The sequence below is a fragment of the Rhodococcus sp. MT28 genome (assembly GCF_058792695.1).
In genome coordinates, this window is sequence record NZ_JBXAFD010000002.1 from 556551 (window position 1) to 572802 (window position 16252).

A 16252-nucleotide genomic window follows, 5' to 3' on the forward strand; every position below is an offset into this window, starting at 1 on the left:
GGTGGCCCTCAGACGCCGCCGCCGGCGGGCGTCGGCGCCATTGCGTCGGCAGCGGCCGGGGTGTTCATCTCGCGTGCGACAAACGTTTCGAGGTGGAACAGGTTGTCGCCGGCGCGGTCGACGATGGTGAGAAGTGTTGTCATGCTTGCCACTTCCTCGACCTGTTCCTTGAGGAACCACTGCATGAACTGCTCGCCCAGGTAGTCGCCGGTATCGCGCGCGGTGCGTGCCAGCTGCGTGATCTGCTCCGTGACCGTCTTCTCCTGCTCGAGTGCCAACTCGACCGGAGCCCGGACACTGTCGAACTTCGTCACGACGTCGTCGATGCCCGGAACGTCCACGTCGAGGTCGTTGTCGAGCAGGTACTGGATCATCATCATCGCGTGACCGCGTTCCTCGGTGGCCTGGCTGTAGAAGCGCGCGGCCATCTGCGGAAGATCGTGTGCATCGAAGTACACCGCTACCGCGATGTACTGCTGCGATGCAGTGAACTCGTTACGGATCTGCTGACGCAGCAGAGTGGTGAATTCGCTCGAGTTCTTCGCCTGTGTCATCCCAACAGGTTACTGGGTCGTCGCCGCTGAGAGGGAGCTACTTCTTGTCGAGCTGATCGATGACGAAGCCCACAGTTTCCGGTCGGTACCCGTAGACGAACGAGTCCTTTTCGCCGACGTACCAATCGCCGCACTGAAAAGAACTGCCCTTCTCGACCCCCGTCGGCCACCACTGTGCGGACAACGATGCGGGACGAGTTTCGACGGTGGGTCGTGCGATGCAGCTGTTGTGATCTATCTCCGCGATGTTCGCAGTCATTCGCAGGATGCGTTCGTTGCCGGTGGTGCGGATGACCTCGTCGATACCCGTTGCGCCGGCGGGAACCCAACTCGGCAGTGTGTCGATTCCGTTGGATGCTTGTGCAAAAGAGAAGGTTTCGGTTTTCTTGTACGCCTTGGATTCGTCGAACTTCTCGAAGGTTCCGGAGCAGGACGTCACGAGTGCAGCAGCTCCGACGGCGGCGGCAACGACGGCGAGAGTGCGGAATCGGCGGTGTGTTGTGTTCATACCTTCACGGTATTTTTCGGCCGCCGATTCCGCGTCCTGCCGGAAAGCGATTTGTTCGCCGGGCTTGTCCTCCCGCGGTACTACCGGAACTCAGGGCGATTACCCCGTGGTGATCAGATCCTGTGGAATCTGCTGATCGTTGGCCAGGGCGTCGAAGAACTGCGAAGCGCGCGCCTTGTCCCACAACAACACGTTGCCCGAACCGTCCACGTCCTCGAAACCGGCGACCGGAACCGTCGTGGTGGTCATCCCGCCGCGAAGCGCCCAGGCGAGTGAGGCCAGATTCCAGATGTGATCGCCTTCGTCGACCTGTAGAGATTTGGCGGTATCGGAGACGAGTGGCCACAACCGGAACGGATTGAGGAACGTGGTCGGACTCGTCGCCTTCGACAGCAACGCCGACATGAACTGGCGCTGGTTGTTCATGCGGTCGAGGTCGGCGAGCGCCGTTGCGCGAGTTCGCACGAACCCGAGTGCGTCCGAACCCTTCAAGTCCTGGCATCCGGCGGGGAGGTTGATCCCGGCCAGTGGATCGTCGATCGGCTGTGCCAGGCACACGTTGACGCCACCGACGGCGTCGACGATGCCGGCGAACCCGCTGAATCCGATCTCGGCGTAGTGGTCGATGCGAAGCCCCGTTGCCTCTTCGACGGTCTGCACCAGCAATGGAGCGCCACCGAAGGCGAAGGCGGCGTTGATCTTGTCCGACCCGTAGCCGGGAATCGGAACGTACGAATCGCGAGGGATGCTGACCATAGTCGTCTTCCCACTTTTGGGGACGTGGACCAAGATGACCGTGTCAGTGCGCTTGGGACCGGTGTCACCGCCCGTCGCAAGGGCTTGCTCCTGCTCGGGGGTGAGCCCCTCACGACTGTCGGACCCGACGATCAGCCAGTTCGTGCCCGGAGTATCGGCGACGCGTCCCGCGTAGTCGGGCAGCGCGTCGATTCGATTGAGCGAACTGTCGACGTAATAGAGCGCGCCGGCCAGCGCGAGCAGCAAGACCAACAACGTGATGCCGATACGTTTACCCCAGCTACGACGCTTGCGGGGGCGTCGCTGCTTCGGAGGTTCGGGAGGGCGCGGCGGGGCGTTCGGCGGGGTTCGGCGCGGCGGTGCGGGCGCGTACTTCGCCTGGCGCTGCGGATCCTGACGCGGCGGGCCCTGCCTGCGCGGGTCGTCCTGAAACGGTTGCGGGCGCTGGGTCGGCGCCCAGTCCTCACGCCTGGGCTGCTGCGGCGCTTGTGGTGGGACCTGTGACCAGGCCTGATTGGCCGGATTCTGCTGCTGCGGGCGTCCGTCGCGGCGAATGACCGTCGGCCCTTCCGGCGGCATCGGTGGACGCCGCTGCGGGGGTGGGCCCTGACGGGGTGGATTCTGGCGTGGAGGGTTCTGCCTCGGAGGCATCGGTCCACGCGGAGGTGGCCCTGGCGGCTGGCGCCGCGGAGGGCGCTGAGGATATTCGGAGTCGCCGGTCACCAGTTCACGGTACCGGTCACGGCAGCCAGGAGACGTGATCGCGCAGGAGGGCGTAACCGATGAACGCCACCATGTCGATGAGAGCGTGGGCGATGACCAGCGGCCAGAGTTTCCCGGTGCGCTGCCAGTACCGGCCGAACACGAGCCCCATGATCACGTTTCCGACGCCGCCACCGAATCCCTGATAGAGGTGGTAACTGCCGCGCAGGAGTGACGACGCGAGCAGTGATTTGTTCTCGCTCCAACCCAGCGTTCGGAGGCGAGTGATCAGGTAGGCGACGACCAGCACCTCTTCGGCACCGGAGTTCGCGATCGCGGACAGTACGAGGATCGGCACTCGCCACCAGTGATCGTCGAGCGCACTGGCCTGGACGGTGAGGTTGATGCTCAGTGCCTGAGCCACGAGATAGAACAGCAGACCGGGGAGACCGATCACAGCGGCGAGGCCGAATCCCGGTGCTATGTCGCGCCCGAATCGAGGCTTGGGGGTCAGTCCCGCAGCACGTGGACCGATCCCCGAACGCCACAGTAGATAGAGTCCCAGCGCTGCCCACGCGAGAAGCTTTGCGACGCCCAGCAATTGGCGCGCCAGGTCGATCCAGTCGATGGCGGCCCGCGACGGGTTGAGTGCAACCGTCTGATCCGAGAGCGCAACCGGCGTCGCCAGGGATTCGGCGAGCGAGAGGATCCCGGACAATCCGCTGAGTCCGAACGTGACCAGCAGAACGATGGTGATCTCGATCCAGACTCCGCGTCTGGCGGCCGGATCGAGGGCCGGGCCGGCCGGGACGGGAGACGGCGGCCGTAACCAGGTGCGGACGGTTTCGCGGGCATTCACCCGCGCAACGCTAGCCGTTTGATGCGCCGCCCGATCGGAGGCCGTTGAGGAAAGGGCACCCGACCAGCATTCGGATGGCGCGGCTCAGCGCGGGAGCGTCGTCGACGGGGTTGGCGAACGGCATCCACACGTCGCGGTCACCGGTGTGATCCTCGACCCGCAGGCGAAGTCCGTAGCGGTCGATGCCGAGTGGGCGAACGCGTCCGGTGCGCATGTACGGGGGAAGCTTGCGCACGAGCAGGTCCACGAGGTCGCGGTGGTCTTCGTCGAGATGCTGCAGCCATGCGGTCTCCATTTCCCAGAAGGGATCGGGGCTGGCGTTCAGCAGTTCGTCCACGGCGACGGGTTCTGCCCCCGTTGAATCAGCGACTACAGCCGAAGCCAGGCTCAAGCGAAGGAGGACCGAGGTGTGGCCGATGTCGAGGAGCCCCGGGTGGGGATGTTCGGATGCGACGTCGTCGGCGAGAACGCGTGCCTCGTAGTCGGGCACGGCGTGCAACGAGCCGCGAAGCCACACGAGGGAGCGTACGGGCTCACGCAGCCGCAGTGGTGCGTGATCGGTGATCTCGAGGACGGCAGGCAGGCCGCCGCCGCCGGAGTTCCAGGCCAGGGCCGCAGCTGCGGAGGCATGTGGGACTGCAACGACGACGTCACCGTTCGAACGCAGGTGATGCACCGACGTGACGGTGGGATCGCTGCCTTCGATGGCGAGAACTGCGTCTTGTGCGCGCACGCAGGCGCTGCGGACGCGTTCGGCGGTGGACGGGCCGGTGCTGGTCTTCGTTGCCATGCTGCCCCCTTGGCGGGTGTTCTCTCGAACTCCATCGGATGATGAGGTAACCCTAACCTAAGGCGCTTCGGTGTGAATCGCAAGACTTTTGCGCAACTCGCGTGGAATCCGCCGCCTGCGCCGGGGTTACGGTTTGTCTGTGGCCATTCCTCTCTCACTCGGGCTGCCCGCCCCGAGAAACTCGCGCGGACTCCTCGAAGCACTCTTTCTCCCGGTTGTTCCGGCGTCGGTTCTGATCGGTGGCGAAGCAGCAGGCCGGGTTGTCGTCCGTCTCGATATCGATCCGGAAGAACTGCGTGCGGACACGGAAGCGTCGTACGAGGCCGTCCGATTCGACGTCGACGTCACCACCGACCAGATCGACGACGCGATCGCGCTGCGCCTGCCCGCTCCGCTCGCTGTGTATGTCGACGGCGGCGAAGAGGATCTGACACCCGCCGAAGCGGCGCTGCGTCTGTGCGAAGGTGGCCGGATCCCCGGACTCGCCGCCGGTCTTACGCCCACCGAAGTGGCTGATTTCCTGGCGGTACTCGCGCACGAGTCCGTCGGTTTCGTAGCCCGCGCGGCCGACGGCGACGAGGTGATCGCCCTGCTGTGTGGCACCGTCGCTGCACTGCGCGGCGACGACGTGCGCGCCGCGATGGTCGATCCGAGGCCGGAAAAACTTGCCGCGCTGATCCCCGAAGCCGCGTCGGCCATGCGTGAGGTGCTGCTCACGATCGAGGTCGCGGATCTGCCTGCAGTGGAAACGGCTTTGCGTGCCGCGGGTTTGCAGTGACCGGCGTGGGTCGGTGCGTAATCTTTTAGGCGTGCCAAGAATCGCGTATTTCGGTCCGTCGGGAACCTTCACGGAGATAGCTCTCGCCCAGTTGGAGGCTGAGGGCGCGTTCGGCGAAACCGTCGAGCGAGTACCGGCCGGCAGTCCACCGGCGACTCTCGACATGGTTCGCGACGGTTCCGTGGACGGAGCCGTGGTTCCCTTCGAGAACTCGGTGGAAGGCGGCGTAGCTCCGACGCTCGATTCACTCGCTCTCGGTTCTCCGCTGCAGATCGTCGCCGAAACCGATCTGGACGTGAGTTTCTCCATCCTGGTTCGGGCCGGGACCACCGCCGATCAGGTCCGAACGATCGGCGCGTACCCGCATGCGGGCGCGCAGGTCCGCGGATGGATCGCCGAGAACCTGCCCCAGGCCGAGGTGGTGTTGGCGTCGTCCAACGCCGGTGCGGCCCTGGATGTGCAGGCCGGAACCGTCGACGCCGGTGTGTCCACGGCTTTGGCAGGTCAGATGCTCGGACTCGACAGCCTGGCGGACAACGTCGCCGATGTAGGCGGCGCCCGCACACGTTTCGTGTTGGTCACCAAGCCGGCCCCGGTTCCGGCGCGGACCGGTGCCGATCGCACCGCGCTGGTGCTTCATCTCGACAACGCTCCCGGCTCCCTGGTGCGTGCACTCTCCGAATTCGCCGCTCGCGGTATCGACCTGACTCGGATCGAATCACGGCCGATGCGAACGGAATTGGGCACGTACCGGTTCTTCGTGGACTGCGTCGGACACGTCGAGGACTCGCTGGTGGCCGAGGCGATGCGTGCGCTGCATCGTAAATCCGGAGTCCGCTTCCTGGGGTCGTGGGCGACAGCGAATTCGACCGGGCCACAACCTCCTTCGGACGAAGAAGCGATTCGGTGGATCGACGAACTCAAGCATGGAGGGGGAGAACGATGACCGGAAGGCTCATCCTCGTTCGGCACGGTCAGACGGAGGCGAATGTCGCCAAACGTCTCGACACCGCACTACCCGGAGCAAAGCTCACGCCGGAAGGGTTGGCGCAGGCCGAGACGTTGGGCATCGGCCTGGCTTCGGCGCCTCCGCTGGCACTCGTATCGTCGTTGGCTTTGCGTGCCCGGCAGACCGCAGGTTTCGTGGAGCAGGCCGCCGGTGTCACTCTGGATGTGCGGGACGGATTGCACGAGGTGCAGGCCGGTGACCTCGAAGATCGTACCGACGAGGCCGCGCACCGACTGTTCATGGAGACGTTCCATCACTGGCACACCGGCAACCTCGGCGCTCGCATCCCCGGTGGTGAAACGGGATACGACGTCCTGGAGCGGTACGTCCCCGTCGTCAATTCGTTGCGCGAAGAATTTCTCGAAGGCTCACGAGACGGCGGCGACATCGTCGTGGTCAGTCATGGTGCGGCGATCCGTCTTGTCGCAGCCCAGCTTGCCGGTGTCCCCGGTCTGTTCGCAGCCAACAACCACTTGGCCAACACCGAGACCGTCGAACTGTTGCCTTCGGTCGACGGCGGTTGGGAGTGCCTGCGCTGGGGAACCGTCAACCCGCCGTTCGAGCATCGACTCATCCCCGGTGCCGACGACGTGATGGGCTGACGGTCGGCTTCACCACCAACCGGTCTGGACGCTCAGTTGGCGCCCGAGTTCAGCGGACAGCGTGCTCACGTAGCTGGCTGTCAGGTGGTGGGAATCGTGATACACCAACACATTTCCCTCCACGACGCGGCACAACTCCGGTCCGCAGACGCCGTCGCTGAGGTCGAGTAGACGGACGTTGGTCAGATCGCCGATCGCCGACGGCGCCGGATTGACGTCGCTGAGCATTTCGGACCGTGGCATCGCGCAGTGATCGGGTGACGTGGTTGTCGCCAGACAGTCGATCGCGCGGTAGGCGACGCCGTCGTGGTGCAGCCACGGGGTATCGCGGATGGCGAGTACGTCGATACCGTCGCGCCCCAGTTCCTCCCACACGTGTACGTAAGACTCGGGCGTCACGTCGCCAGGGCCGTCGGAACTCGGCCTGGTTGCCGTCGTGAACACGAAATCGGGTGAGGCGTCGGCCAACTCGGTCAGCACTCCACGCGACCAGTCGACGCAATCCGGATAGTCGTTGTCCGACAACGTCTGCATGGAGTCGATGGTGAGCGGGCAGCCCATCTTCAGATACGTGTCGACGCGGAACCCGTGACTCTTGCCGAGTTCGTCGAGCGCAGTGAGCCAGTGCTCGGAGTGCGAACCACCTGCGAGGGCGATGGTTCTGTCGGCGTCGGCGTCGCCGTAGGTGCAGTGGACGACGTCCCGCTCGAGAAAATCGGCGATACAGCCGTCGAGCGTACTGGCCGGAAGGTCCAGTGGCGCATCGAAGATCGAGGGAACCATCGACGCCTTGGGTACTTCGGCACCGTCGGTGAGCGCGAGTGCGCCGGGATGGGTCAAGAGGTCGAGGGTGTCGACTGCCCGCTGGCCCGTCGTCTGGCTGCTCGCGTACGACTGCCAGGCGACCGAAGCGGCGAGGACCACGGCAGCGGTGACGACGCATGCCAGGACGGTGTACCGGCGCGAGCGGCCTCCACGTTCCACCGGAACCTCGATCAGGCGCCGGAGTGCAAGCGCCCCCGCGACGGAGAGGGCGATGATCAGTGCCCCACCGAGCAGGCCGGCTTCGGGGCGTCCGGTGATCACGAGTGCAAACACCAGAATCGGCCAGTGAATCAGGTACAGCGCGAATGCGAACGAGCCGAGCCACGTCAGTGCCGGATGGGCGAGCGTCTTCGACGTCCAAGGCGTGTCGTCGCCGACTCCGGACAGGATCAGCGCAAGAGTGGCCAGCACCGGCACCAGCGCCCACGGGCCGGGGAACTGCTGGGCGCCGTCGAGCACTATGCCGCACAACAGGATCGACGAAAGCCCCGCCCAGCCGATCGTTGCTCTGACCGAGAACGGCAGGGATGCGATCTGCCGACTGCGTGTGCTGGTCATCAGAACGGCCAGCAGACCACCGAGGGCCAATTCCCACAACCTGGCGCCGGAGTCGTAGTACGCCCAGGCTTGGTGACGCGAAGATTTGGCGAGTGCGTAGAGGAAAGATCCTGCGGTCAGAACCAGAAGGGTGACCGCGAGTGACGGGCGGAAATAGTTGGGATTCACGCGTGAAGCGACATAAGCGATCACGGAGACCAGTGCGATGGCCAGGAGATAGAACTGACCTTGTACGGCCATCGACCACAGGTGCTGCAGGGGAGTGACCGAGCCGTCGGCGGCCAGGTAGTCGCTTGCGGTGCTGGCGAGCTGCCAGTTCTGGAAGAACCCGAGCACCGCGATCAGTTGATCGCCCAGATCGGCCCAGCGTGTGCGTGGCAGCAGCAACGCGGTCCCCAGTGCGGTCAAAATGCTGACCACCGCGATCAGGGGGAACAGCCGCAGAAACACCCGCCGCAGTGCCGGGACCGGGTTGAGTGAACCCCCGGCTTCGGCGCGTCGAACCAGTGAGCCGACGAAGAAGTATCCGGACAGAACCAGGAAGACGTCCACCCCGCCCGATACCCGTCCGAACCACACGTGGAACACGACCACCAAACCGATGGCGAGGCCACGCAGTCCGTTCAGGTCTTGTCGGTGCGGTGTTGTTGCCCGTTCTTCGTTCGGCCGGTCGATCGTGGCGACCGAGCCTTGTTCGCCCGGTGACGACGGTTGACGCGAGAACTGCATGCTGAAGTAAGGCTCCGGGCGTTGAAGGGACGCCCCGAGGTTACCCGGAAGTCTCCGGCGCCGATTCCTCGAGTTCGGTTACCAGCGCGTTCACGGCTTGTCGGAGGCGATGGGATGTTCCGGAACTGATGGACGTCCATTCGGTGCCGTCGGCGGCCCGAGTGGTCGAACCGACCAGCCGACCCGACAAGGTGTCGTACACAGTCACTGCGCCGGTCATGAGCGTCGTCGCTCCCAAACTGTGTGGTATTCCGACCAATTCGGCGAAGGCGGTGCATGTGACGATTGCGCTACCCAGTTGGCGCGCGTCGTCTTCGGGTATCCCGGCGTTGATCAAGGCCGAGGTTACGCTGCCTGCATCCGGGCCGGCGCCGAATGCCAGGCTGAGCATCTCGGTCGGTGCGTTGATCACGGCAATCGGCATTGCTTCGGCGCTGCCGAGCGCGGTGACAACGGGTGCAGTCGCTTCGGCGGTGACGCTGCGCAATGCGAACGAAGAATCAGTTGAAGTCGCTTCGACACAAAGGAATTCGCCCTGCGCGACGCAGAGGCGTGAAATGCTTCCGCCGACATGCCGACGCAGCGCCAACTCCCACTTGGGGTGGGTCAGGACGCGCAGGCGGGCACTGAGTTCGTGATGGATCTCCCCGCCGGGGAGGAGATCGCGCTCGGAGAGTGAATCTGCCGCGGACTGCATCGCCGTACGGTGAGCGCTCGCACTGCCGTGAACCGTCGCGCCACCGAGAACCACGGGAAGCGCATCGAGTCCGAGTCGCTCACGTACATAGTCGATTTCGTCCTGTGACAGGGCGACGACAGGTAAATTCCACCCCTCAGGTGAGGTGCCGAGGTCCACCATCAATGCTCTGCAGTTTCGAGTGCGCCACCGATCACGGACGGGATGACTGTTCGGCCGTCGGCGAAGTGCTCGAAGTGCTTCAGGTAATCGGGTGTGTCGTGCTCGGTCTCGTCTTCAGATTGGGCCGCATGACGGCCGCCGGCGATCGGCGCAGATCCGCCTGCGGTTCGGGCCGGATCCACCTTGACGGTATCCGCGGTGCCCTGAACCGGCGAGGTCACGGGGTTCTGGCGCGTGGCGCTCTGGCCGGTGGAGGGATCAGGAAGAGCGTGCCGACCGGTGCTGCTGCTCGACGACGAGCCCGCGATTGCTCCGGCTCCGGTAGTCGCGGATGCTGCGCTGACCTGTGCCGGTGCCCGGCTTGCCGACGGGGTGCCGAACAGTGATGGTGTGGAAGCGCCGAGTCTTGCGCCGCCGAGTCCCGCGCCGCCCAGTCCGGTGAGTCCTGCTCCTGCCGTCGCGAGAGCTGATGCGGCAGTGGTGGCGCCTGTGACTGCGGTGGTGGTGGCGCTGGCTGCGGTGGCAACTCCACCGGAGATGGCACCGGCCTGTGAGGCAGCGGCGGCAAATACCGGGTTGGAAACTACGGATGCGACAGCAGCGGTGGCGGCGCGCACGGGATCCGCGATTGCGTCAGCGAGCGTGGATGCCGCTTGCACGACGGACTGTCGTGCGGCGCTGCCTGGGCTTTCGGCCGAAGCGGATGCCCCAGCTGTGGGTTCCGCGATGGACGGTGGTGAGTCGAAGTTCTGCTGCACGGCCAGATGGGCCGTTGCGGCGTCGTACGTTTCCATTGTCACCGCCGCTCGAATTTTGAGAGCTTCTTCGGCAGCCTCGGCTGCAGCGGCTCCGCCTACCAGCGCCCCGCCGATGGAATACGCGGCGACCTTGGCCGCTTGAACTGCTGCAATCTCGGCCAGGGACGGCATGGCGAGGGTGGCAACCGTGTACGAACCGGACTGCACCTGGGCCTTACCTGCAGTTTCTCCCGCGAGCAACGCGGCAGCAGCAGCCCATTCCTGAAACGGCGCGAACTTGCTCAATGCGGCATCCGCTGCTTCTCCGGACCACCCGGTGCGAAGGTCCGCCATCACGCGAGAGATTGATGCAGCGGTGTCGGTCAGTCCGGACGACACGGTGGACCAGGCCCCGGCCGCCACGCCGAGAGGGACCGGCCCGGCTCCGGCGACCAGTGCTGCGGAGTTGGGTGCTGCGCCCCGTGGATACCAGATGACGCCGGTGATGCCGACCATTGTTCTTCCCCCCAGGAAGTGTGACTGTGTTGCCGAGTTACCGAGCTCGATTTCTGTCGATCAGATCGGTGCGGCTGCCAGGCTGGACTTGGTGAGCTGGTCTTCGAGCTCGTAGGCAGCTGCATTCTTGCGCAGAGCTGCCGCAGCCGCGGTGAGCTCCTCGATTGCCCGATCGGTGGACGAGGCAAGGCTGCCCGAGATGGTGTTGAAGTAATTTGCCGCGCTACCGGACACTTCTTCGGATCCCGCTGGGAGAACGCGTAGCGTCGGCTGCGCAGTAGAGACGATTCCGCGCAATCGCGTCGCCGCAGACTCGAGTTCCATTGCGGCGGCAACTAGGGCTTGAGGGTCGACGTGCATAGTGCCGAACTCCTTCCTGACCAGGGCGGATAAGTGGTCGGGAGGCCGTGCGCACAGCCGTCGATATCCCCCCGCACATACTTTGATGCCTACCGCCCGCTTTTGGTTCCCCCCGAAATCGGACGACTTTGCCCTCAGCCCCAGCCGAGTTCGTGCAATCTGTCTTCTTCGATGCCGAAGTAGTGCGCGATCTCGTGGATGACGGTCACGGCAACCTCGTGAACAACCTCGTCCTCGGATGCGCAGATGTCGAGTATCGAATCGCGGAAAATAGTGACCGTGTCCGGCAGGTACCCACCGTAATGAGAATCCCGCTCGGTCAGAGCGACGCCCTGATACAAACCGAGCAGCCCCGGCTCTTCCTCGTCACGTGCTTCGACAAGCACCACGACATTGTCGATTGCCTTGGCAAGTTCGGGCGGAATCAGATCGAGCGCCTCGCCGACCAGTTCCTCGAACCGGTCGGGCGTCATAGTTACCGTCATGGCTTACGACGGCGGAGCTGCGCCGGGCAACGGCGTCGGCAACGACCGACCTTCCGGTGCAGCGGGTGGCGGGACCGGAGCGGCGCCGTTGATCAGGATGTCGCCCTTGGCGCTTCCGGTGATCGCGGCAAACCCGCCGGTTTCGACCTCTTTGCCGATCGAACAATTGACTCGGCGGCTGCCGGCCAACCAGCTTTCCAGTGAAATGTTGTCCCAGAACAGTGTCAGCGTCTTGTCGCGAAGCGCGTCTGCGGAACCAAGATACTCGTTGGACGCCTGAGTGCAGACGCCCTCGAGGTAGCGGTCCTGATCTTCGACCGACGGCATTGCGCCCGGGAATTGAGTGCCGAGGTCTATCACCGAAATAACCTCGTATGCATGCGGTTTCGCGCAATCGACCGGATCGGTCGGGAGGTTCTGGTTGATGCCGATGCACGTGCCGACGTCCCACACGTTCGACTGGTCCTGGTCCGCCACGCGGCCCACGAACGGTTGTAGTTCGCCGGTCGTGGTCGAGAACTGCAAGCCGCAACGCAGTGCGCGCTCACCCGAAGCCCAACCCGATTCGCTCGGGAACATCAGGCCGACGCTGAACTTGCCCTTGGGATCGAACTTCGAATCGAGGTAGGACATGACGATGGGTGTGCAGTGCTCGTCGCGTAGTTCGGCGAACCGAAGGGCGCCCGGGTACCGGGAACCGGGGCCGAACTCGGCGCCGGGGAACACCGAGAGGTCGAGTGGTCCGGCAACCTCGAAGCGGTGTTCAGTTCCGCACTGAACCTTTGACATGTCCGTGCGGTCCCCGCCCGACTCGGTCGCAGGCGTCCAGTTGAGGCAGTCGCCGGCCGCAGCCGCGGTGAAGGCGTCGTCGCGAGTCGATCCCGTCGCTGCGGGACCGCCGCCACTGACACTGACCGAGGACGAGTCGTCCTTGTTCAATCCACCGGAAATCGCGATCGTTGCGATCGCGGCGACCACCGCACCTACCGCCACAGCAGCCAGGACCCGACGGGTGCGACTCGCTGAGACAGTTTTCTTCGCCGGCGTCCCCTGGGGATCTGCCGGATCTGGCGACTTCTCGATCTTGTCTTCGGACATCGATTCCATCATGCCTGTTGCCGTGGCGATATCGAACCTTCACTACAAAACTCACAATCGCGTCTGTGAGTATTTTGTAGTCATGAGCGAAAACACCCCACTCGATCCCGAGGCTGTCGAGCTGGCGGGCCGGCTCTTCGACATGGCACGAACCGGTGACGCAGCCGGGCTGGCGTCGTACGTCGATGCCGGAGTTCCCGTCAATCTGACCAACGAGAGTGGCGACACGCTCGTCATGTTGGCGGCGTACCACGGTCACGCTGACGCCGTCGTTGCCCTGATCGAGCGCGGCGCCGACGTCAACCGGCCCAACGACAAGAACCAGACGCCCCTTGCCGGGGCGGTCTTCAAGGGCGAGGATGCGGTGGTGAAAGCGCTGGTGAGCGGGGGAGCCAACCCGAAAGGTGGACACCCGACTGCCGTCGACGCGGCTCGGATGTTCGGACGCGAGGACTACCTGAGTCTGCTCGAATCGTGATCTCCCCCTCTCCGACGTGGACGTGACCGTCGGAGAGCTGCAGTGAGTGGGTAAAGTTCGAAGTCGTGATTGACCTCAAGTTTCTCCGTGAGAACCCCGAAATCGTCCGCGAGTCGCAGCGCACCCGTGGAGAAGATCCAGGACTGGTCGACGCTCTGCTCGAAGCCGACGCGTCCCGACGCGCTGCCGTTCTGACCGGAGACAACCTCCGTGCAGAGCAGAAGGCCTTCGGCAAGAAGGTCGGACAGGCATCTCCGGAGGAGCGTCCCGCACTGCTCGAAGGTTCCAAGGAACTGGCGGCAAAGGTCAAGGAAGCCGAGGCCGCGCAGCACGAGGCGCAGGCCGCGCTCGACGCCGCACACCGCGCGATTTCCAACGTCGTACAAGAAGGTGCGCCGGCGGGCGGCGAGGACGATTACATCGTTCTCGAACACGTCGGTGAGATTCCGAAGTTCGACTTCGAGCCGAAGGATCACCTCGAGCTGGGCGAGTCGCTCGGCCTGATCGACATGGAACGCGGCGCCAAGGTTTCGGGTTCGCGCTTCTACTTCATGACCGGCTACGGGGCCATGCTCCAGCTCGGACTGCTGCAGTTGGCTGCGCAGAAGGCGATCGCCAACGGATTCACGATGATGATTCCGCCGGTGCTCGTACGCCCGGAAATCATGGCCGGTACCGGCTTCCTCGGTGCTCACTCGGACGAGATCTACCACTTGCAGGATGACGACCTGTACCTCGTCGGAACTTCCGAGGTACCCATGGCCGGCTACCACTCGGGCGAGATCCTCGAACTGAACGAAGGCCCGAAGCGCTACGCCGGTTGGTCCTCGTGCTTCCGCCGCGAGGCCGGAAGCTACGGCAAGGACACCCGCGGCATCATCCGTGTCCATCAGTTCGACAAGGTCGAGATGTTCACGTACTGCCGTCCCGAGGACGCCGACGCCGAACACCAGCGTCTCCTAGGGTGGGAGCGAGACATGTTGGCAGCCATCGACGTTCCGTACCGCGTGATCGACGTCGCCGGCGGAGACCTCGGTTCTTCGGCTGCGCGTAAGTTCGACTGCGAGGCATGGGTCCCGACGCAGGGCACTTACCGCGAGCTGACATCGACGTCCAACTGCACGACGTTCCAGGCCCGCCGCCTCGGAGTTCGGTACCGCGACGAGAACGGCAAGCCGCAGACGGCCGCCACTCTCAACGGCACCTTGGCTACGACGCGCTGGATCGTGTCGATTCTCGAGAACCATCAGCAGGCCGACGGCTCGGTGCGAGTGCCCGAGGCATTGGTGCCGTTTGTCGGCACGGATGTGCTTCGCTGACACGCTGAACCAACACAATCAGGGCCGCGACGGACTCCGTCGCGGCCCTTTTCGTACTTTCGTACTGGTAGGTTTGGAACTTTTTCTGAACTGACGAAATATCAACTTTTTCCCGCCGATTGGCGCGGTGACCACCAAAAGCGTTGTCGATGGGCCGCTTTGGCGATAGTTTTGCGTTCAATCGAGTTTCCATACCCTGCTTTTCCATCCCGCGTCTGGTGATACGAGGGTGAGTCCGGGGTGAATTGGACAAGTGTCTTGCCAAAAGTAGTACACGTACTAGTTTTTTCGTTATGTTGTGACGGCGCGCACACGTTTTGTCCGAATCCACTGCTCATGTTTGCCCTTCCGAAGGAAGTGCCCATGCCCCAAATCTCTCAGTTGCGGCGATTCGCCGTGCCCATAACCGGAACCGCCATGGTCGCCGGAATGCTGCTGGTCGGGTCCCCAGCCTCAGCAGTTCAAAGCCAATTCAACTTCTCTACCTCTTGCCAGGCGAAAGCACTCATCACTGTCGACAAAGTGACTACGAGTTTTGTCACCGTGGATGCCCCCACATCAGTTGCTCCGGGTGAAACCTTCACTATCCGAATGCAATCCAATGGACAGTCTTTTCCGAACTCGGATTCGGGCGCCACAACAACCAATTTGTCGCGCTTGAAGAACGATTTCGATGTCCCGGCAAATGCCACCTTCATCAGTGCGGCGATCGTGCCCGGAACCTCGTTCAACTTGGAGAACGTCGCTCCCAGTGTCATCCGCATCAACGAGGCTGGAAGCCCTGACGCGGCGGGTCCATATCTCCGAATCTCGGGTAACAACGAGGTGATCGGAAACAGTCCCAGTACCAGCACGAACAGTGAGGGTGGGATCCGCGCACCCAAGACGAAAAAGAACCTCGACGGGAGCACCAACACCAACGGTGACAGTTGGTTCAGGATGCCTGCAATCGATATTACGATGATCGCCGGCGCATCCGGTGTGATTCAGCCGAAGGTCAGAACTGCCGGTGACGCTGCTACATACGGCAACGACAAAAATTTCAATACACAGCTTGCAAAAGCGAGTCTCCTCGGCACGCAATGGGCTCCGACCAGATGCACGCCTCGAGATGCGAAGGGTAGCGCTCTCAACGCTGGTGCAGGTCCACTCGCGACGATCAGCATTGCTTCGGCTCCGGTGGATGTCGAGACCACGACGTCACTCTCGGTTCCGGCTACTGCCATCACAGGTACGGCGGTTGATCTGACGGCGACGGTTGCTCCGAACAATGCTGTCGGTACGGTGCAGTTCAAGTCGAATGGCGCTGCGATCGGTTCGCCGGTGACGGTGACTGGTGGTGTTGCGACGCTGTCGCACGCGTTCGATGTTGCTGGTGCGCAGAGTGTTACGGCTGACTTCACTGCTGGTGCAGGGTTTGTGAGTTCGTCGGCGCCTGCTCAGACGGTGACGGTGTCCGATCCGGCTCCGGTGGATGTGGAGACCACGACGGCGCTCTCGGTTCCGGCTACGGCAATCACGGGTACTGCGGTAGATCTGACCGCTACCGTGGCTCCGAACAATGCTGTCGGTACGGTGCAGTTCAAGTCGAACGGCACTGCAATCGGCTCCCCGGTCACGGTGAGTGGCGGTGTTGCGACTCTGTCGCATGCGTTCGATGTTGCTGGTGCGCAGAGTGTTACGGCTGACTTCACTGCTGGTGCAGGGTTTGTGAGTTCGTCGGCGCCTGC

At 63.7% G+C, this 16252-nt stretch carries 17 protein-coding genes; 6 read left to right on the top strand and 11 right to left on the bottom strand.

What is annotated here, in order from left to right:
- Positions 1-8: 8 nt before the first annotated feature.
- The 5 genes from AC1Q6C_RS10905 to AC1Q6C_RS10925 form a co-directional block, all read right to left on the bottom strand.
- Positions 9-554: a ferritin gene (locus tag AC1Q6C_RS10905; RefSeq protein ID WP_003944176.1), complete on the bottom strand. Its 546-nt coding sequence runs from the start codon at positions 552-554 to the stop codon at positions 9-11.
- A 37-nt stretch (positions 555-591) separates the two neighbouring features.
- Entirely contained in the window at positions 592-1062 is a 471-nt protein-coding gene (locus tag AC1Q6C_RS10910; protein WP_125050177.1) for a hypothetical protein, read from the bottom strand.
- A gap of 99 nt (positions 1063-1161) precedes the next feature.
- Positions 1162-2397 carry an LCP family protein gene (locus tag AC1Q6C_RS10915; RefSeq protein WP_192712857.1) on the bottom strand — a complete coding sequence of 412 codons (1236 nt, stop codon included), beginning with the start codon at positions 2395-2397 and terminating at the stop codon, positions 1162-1164.
- A gap of 160 nt (positions 2398-2557) precedes the next feature.
- Positions 2558-3379, bottom strand: coding sequence for a CPBP family intramembrane glutamic endopeptidase (locus tag AC1Q6C_RS10920; RefSeq protein ID WP_372025854.1), 822 nt, complete (start codon positions 3377-3379; stop codon positions 2558-2560).
- A 10-nt stretch (positions 3380-3389) separates the two neighbouring features.
- Positions 3390-4169 carry a DUF2470 domain-containing protein gene (locus AC1Q6C_RS10925; protein WP_003945406.1) on the bottom strand — a complete coding sequence of 260 codons (780 nt, stop codon included), beginning with the start codon at positions 4167-4169 and terminating at the stop codon, positions 3390-3392.
- A gap of 139 nt (positions 4170-4308) precedes the next feature.
- On the opposite strand from AC1Q6C_RS10925, the gene AC1Q6C_RS10930 reads away from it, so the two are divergent.
- Genes AC1Q6C_RS10930 through AC1Q6C_RS10940 form a run of 3 tightly spaced genes read left to right on the top strand, consistent with a single transcriptional unit; the run spans position 4309 to position 6558 of the window.
- Positions 4309-4947: a hypothetical protein gene (locus tag AC1Q6C_RS10930; protein WP_065351766.1), complete on the top strand. Its 639-nt coding sequence runs from the start codon at positions 4309-4311 to the stop codon at positions 4945-4947.
- 31 nt (positions 4948-4978) lie between these two features.
- Positions 4979-5893, top strand: coding sequence for a prephenate dehydratase (gene pheA / locus AC1Q6C_RS10935; protein ID WP_003945402.1), 915 nt, complete (start codon positions 4979-4981; stop codon positions 5891-5893).
- Positions 5890-6558, top strand: a complete 669-nt coding sequence (locus AC1Q6C_RS10940) for a histidine phosphatase family protein (RefSeq protein ID WP_058038060.1) — start codon at positions 5890-5892, stop codon at positions 6556-6558. Before pheA ends, AC1Q6C_RS10940 begins: the two co-directional genes overlap by 4 nt.
- A 9-nt stretch (positions 6559-6567) precedes the next feature.
- Here the strand turns inward: AC1Q6C_RS10940 and AC1Q6C_RS10945 are convergent, their stop codons facing one another.
- The 6 genes from AC1Q6C_RS10945 to AC1Q6C_RS10970 form a co-directional block, all read right to left on the bottom strand.
- Positions 6568-8670: an acyltransferase family protein gene (locus AC1Q6C_RS10945; RefSeq protein WP_065351767.1), complete on the bottom strand. Its 2103-nt coding sequence runs from the start codon at positions 8668-8670 to the stop codon at positions 6568-6570.
- Between the two features lie 40 nt (positions 8671-8710).
- Entirely contained in the window at positions 8711-9529 is an 819-nt protein-coding gene (locus tag AC1Q6C_RS10950) for an ESX secretion-associated protein EspG (RefSeq protein WP_065351768.1), read from the bottom strand.
- Positions 9529-10782, bottom strand: coding sequence for a PPE domain-containing protein (locus AC1Q6C_RS10955; protein ID WP_030535831.1), 1254 nt, complete (start codon positions 10780-10782; stop codon positions 9529-9531). Before AC1Q6C_RS10955 ends, AC1Q6C_RS10950 begins: the two co-directional genes overlap by 1 nt.
- Before the next feature lie 60 nt (positions 10783-10842).
- Positions 10843-11142: a PE family protein gene (locus tag AC1Q6C_RS10960; RefSeq protein ID WP_003945399.1), complete on the bottom strand. Its 300-nt coding sequence runs from the start codon at positions 11140-11142 to the stop codon at positions 10843-10845.
- Between the two features lie 134 nt (positions 11143-11276).
- Positions 11277-11627, bottom strand: a complete 351-nt coding sequence (locus AC1Q6C_RS10965; RefSeq protein WP_007736028.1) for a metallopeptidase family protein — start codon at positions 11625-11627, stop codon at positions 11277-11279.
- Positions 11628-11630: 3 nt separating this feature from the next.
- On the bottom strand, positions 11631-12737 hold the full coding sequence (locus AC1Q6C_RS10970; protein ID WP_003945397.1) for a septum formation family protein: 1107 nt from the start codon (positions 12735-12737) through the stop codon (positions 11631-11633).
- Positions 12738-12807: 70 nt separating this feature from the next.
- Between AC1Q6C_RS10970 and AC1Q6C_RS10975 the strand changes: the two genes are divergently transcribed.
- From AC1Q6C_RS10975 to AC1Q6C_RS10985, 3 genes are all read left to right on the top strand, one after another.
- On the top strand, positions 12808-13203 hold the full coding sequence (locus tag AC1Q6C_RS10975; RefSeq protein WP_047272770.1) for an ankyrin repeat domain-containing protein: 396 nt from the start codon (positions 12808-12810) through the stop codon (positions 13201-13203).
- A gap of 65 nt (positions 13204-13268) precedes the next feature.
- On the top strand, positions 13269-14522 hold the full coding sequence (gene serS / locus AC1Q6C_RS10980) for a serine--tRNA ligase (protein ID WP_007736032.1): 1254 nt from the start codon (positions 13269-13271) through the stop codon (positions 14520-14522).
- A gap of 657 nt (positions 14523-15179) precedes the next feature.
- Positions 15180-16252, top strand: a 1073-nt coding sequence (locus tag AC1Q6C_RS10985) for an Ig-like domain-containing protein (protein WP_492666615.1), incomplete at its 3' end; no start/stop codon positions are given.

Coding starts and splice junctions, on each gene's coding strand:
- AC1Q6C_RS10905 (WP_003944176.1), bottom strand. CDS start 554: ATGACACAGGCGAAGAACTCGAGCGAATTCACCACTCTGCTGCGTCAG.
- AC1Q6C_RS10910 (WP_125050177.1), bottom strand. CDS start 1,062: ATGAACACAACACACCGCCGATTCCGCACTCTCGCCGTCGTTGCCGCC.
- AC1Q6C_RS10915 (WP_192712857.1), bottom strand. CDS start 2,397: ATGCCGCCGGAAGGGCCGACGGTCATTCGCCGCGACGGACGCCCGCAG.
- AC1Q6C_RS10925 (WP_003945406.1), bottom strand. CDS start 4,169: ATGGCAACGAAGACCAGCACCGGCCCGTCCACCGCCGAACGCGTCCGC.
- AC1Q6C_RS10940 (WP_058038060.1), top strand. CDS start 5,890: ATGACCGGAAGGCTCATCCTCGTTCGGCACGGTCAGACGGAGGCGAAT.
- AC1Q6C_RS10945 (WP_065351767.1), bottom strand. CDS start 8,670: ATGCAGTTCTCGCGTCAACCGTCGTCACCGGGCGAACAAGGCTCGGTC.
- AC1Q6C_RS10950 (WP_065351768.1), bottom strand. CDS start 9,529: ATGGTGGACCTCGGCACCTCACCTGAGGGGTGGAATTTACCTGTCGTC.
- AC1Q6C_RS10955 (WP_030535831.1), bottom strand. CDS start 10,782: ATGGTCGGCATCACCGGCGTCATCTGGTATCCACGGGGCGCAGCACCC.
- AC1Q6C_RS10960 (WP_003945399.1), bottom strand. CDS start 11,142: ATGCACGTCGACCCTCAAGCCCTAGTTGCCGCCGCAATGGAACTCGAG.
- AC1Q6C_RS10965 (WP_007736028.1), bottom strand. CDS start 11,627: ATGACGGTAACTATGACGCCCGACCGGTTCGAGGAACTGGTCGGCGAG.
- AC1Q6C_RS10970 (WP_003945397.1), bottom strand. CDS start 12,737: ATGATGGAATCGATGTCCGAAGACAAGATCGAGAAGTCGCCAGATCCG.
- AC1Q6C_RS10975 (WP_047272770.1), top strand. CDS start 12,808: ATGAGCGAAAACACCCCACTCGATCCCGAGGCTGTCGAGCTGGCGGGC.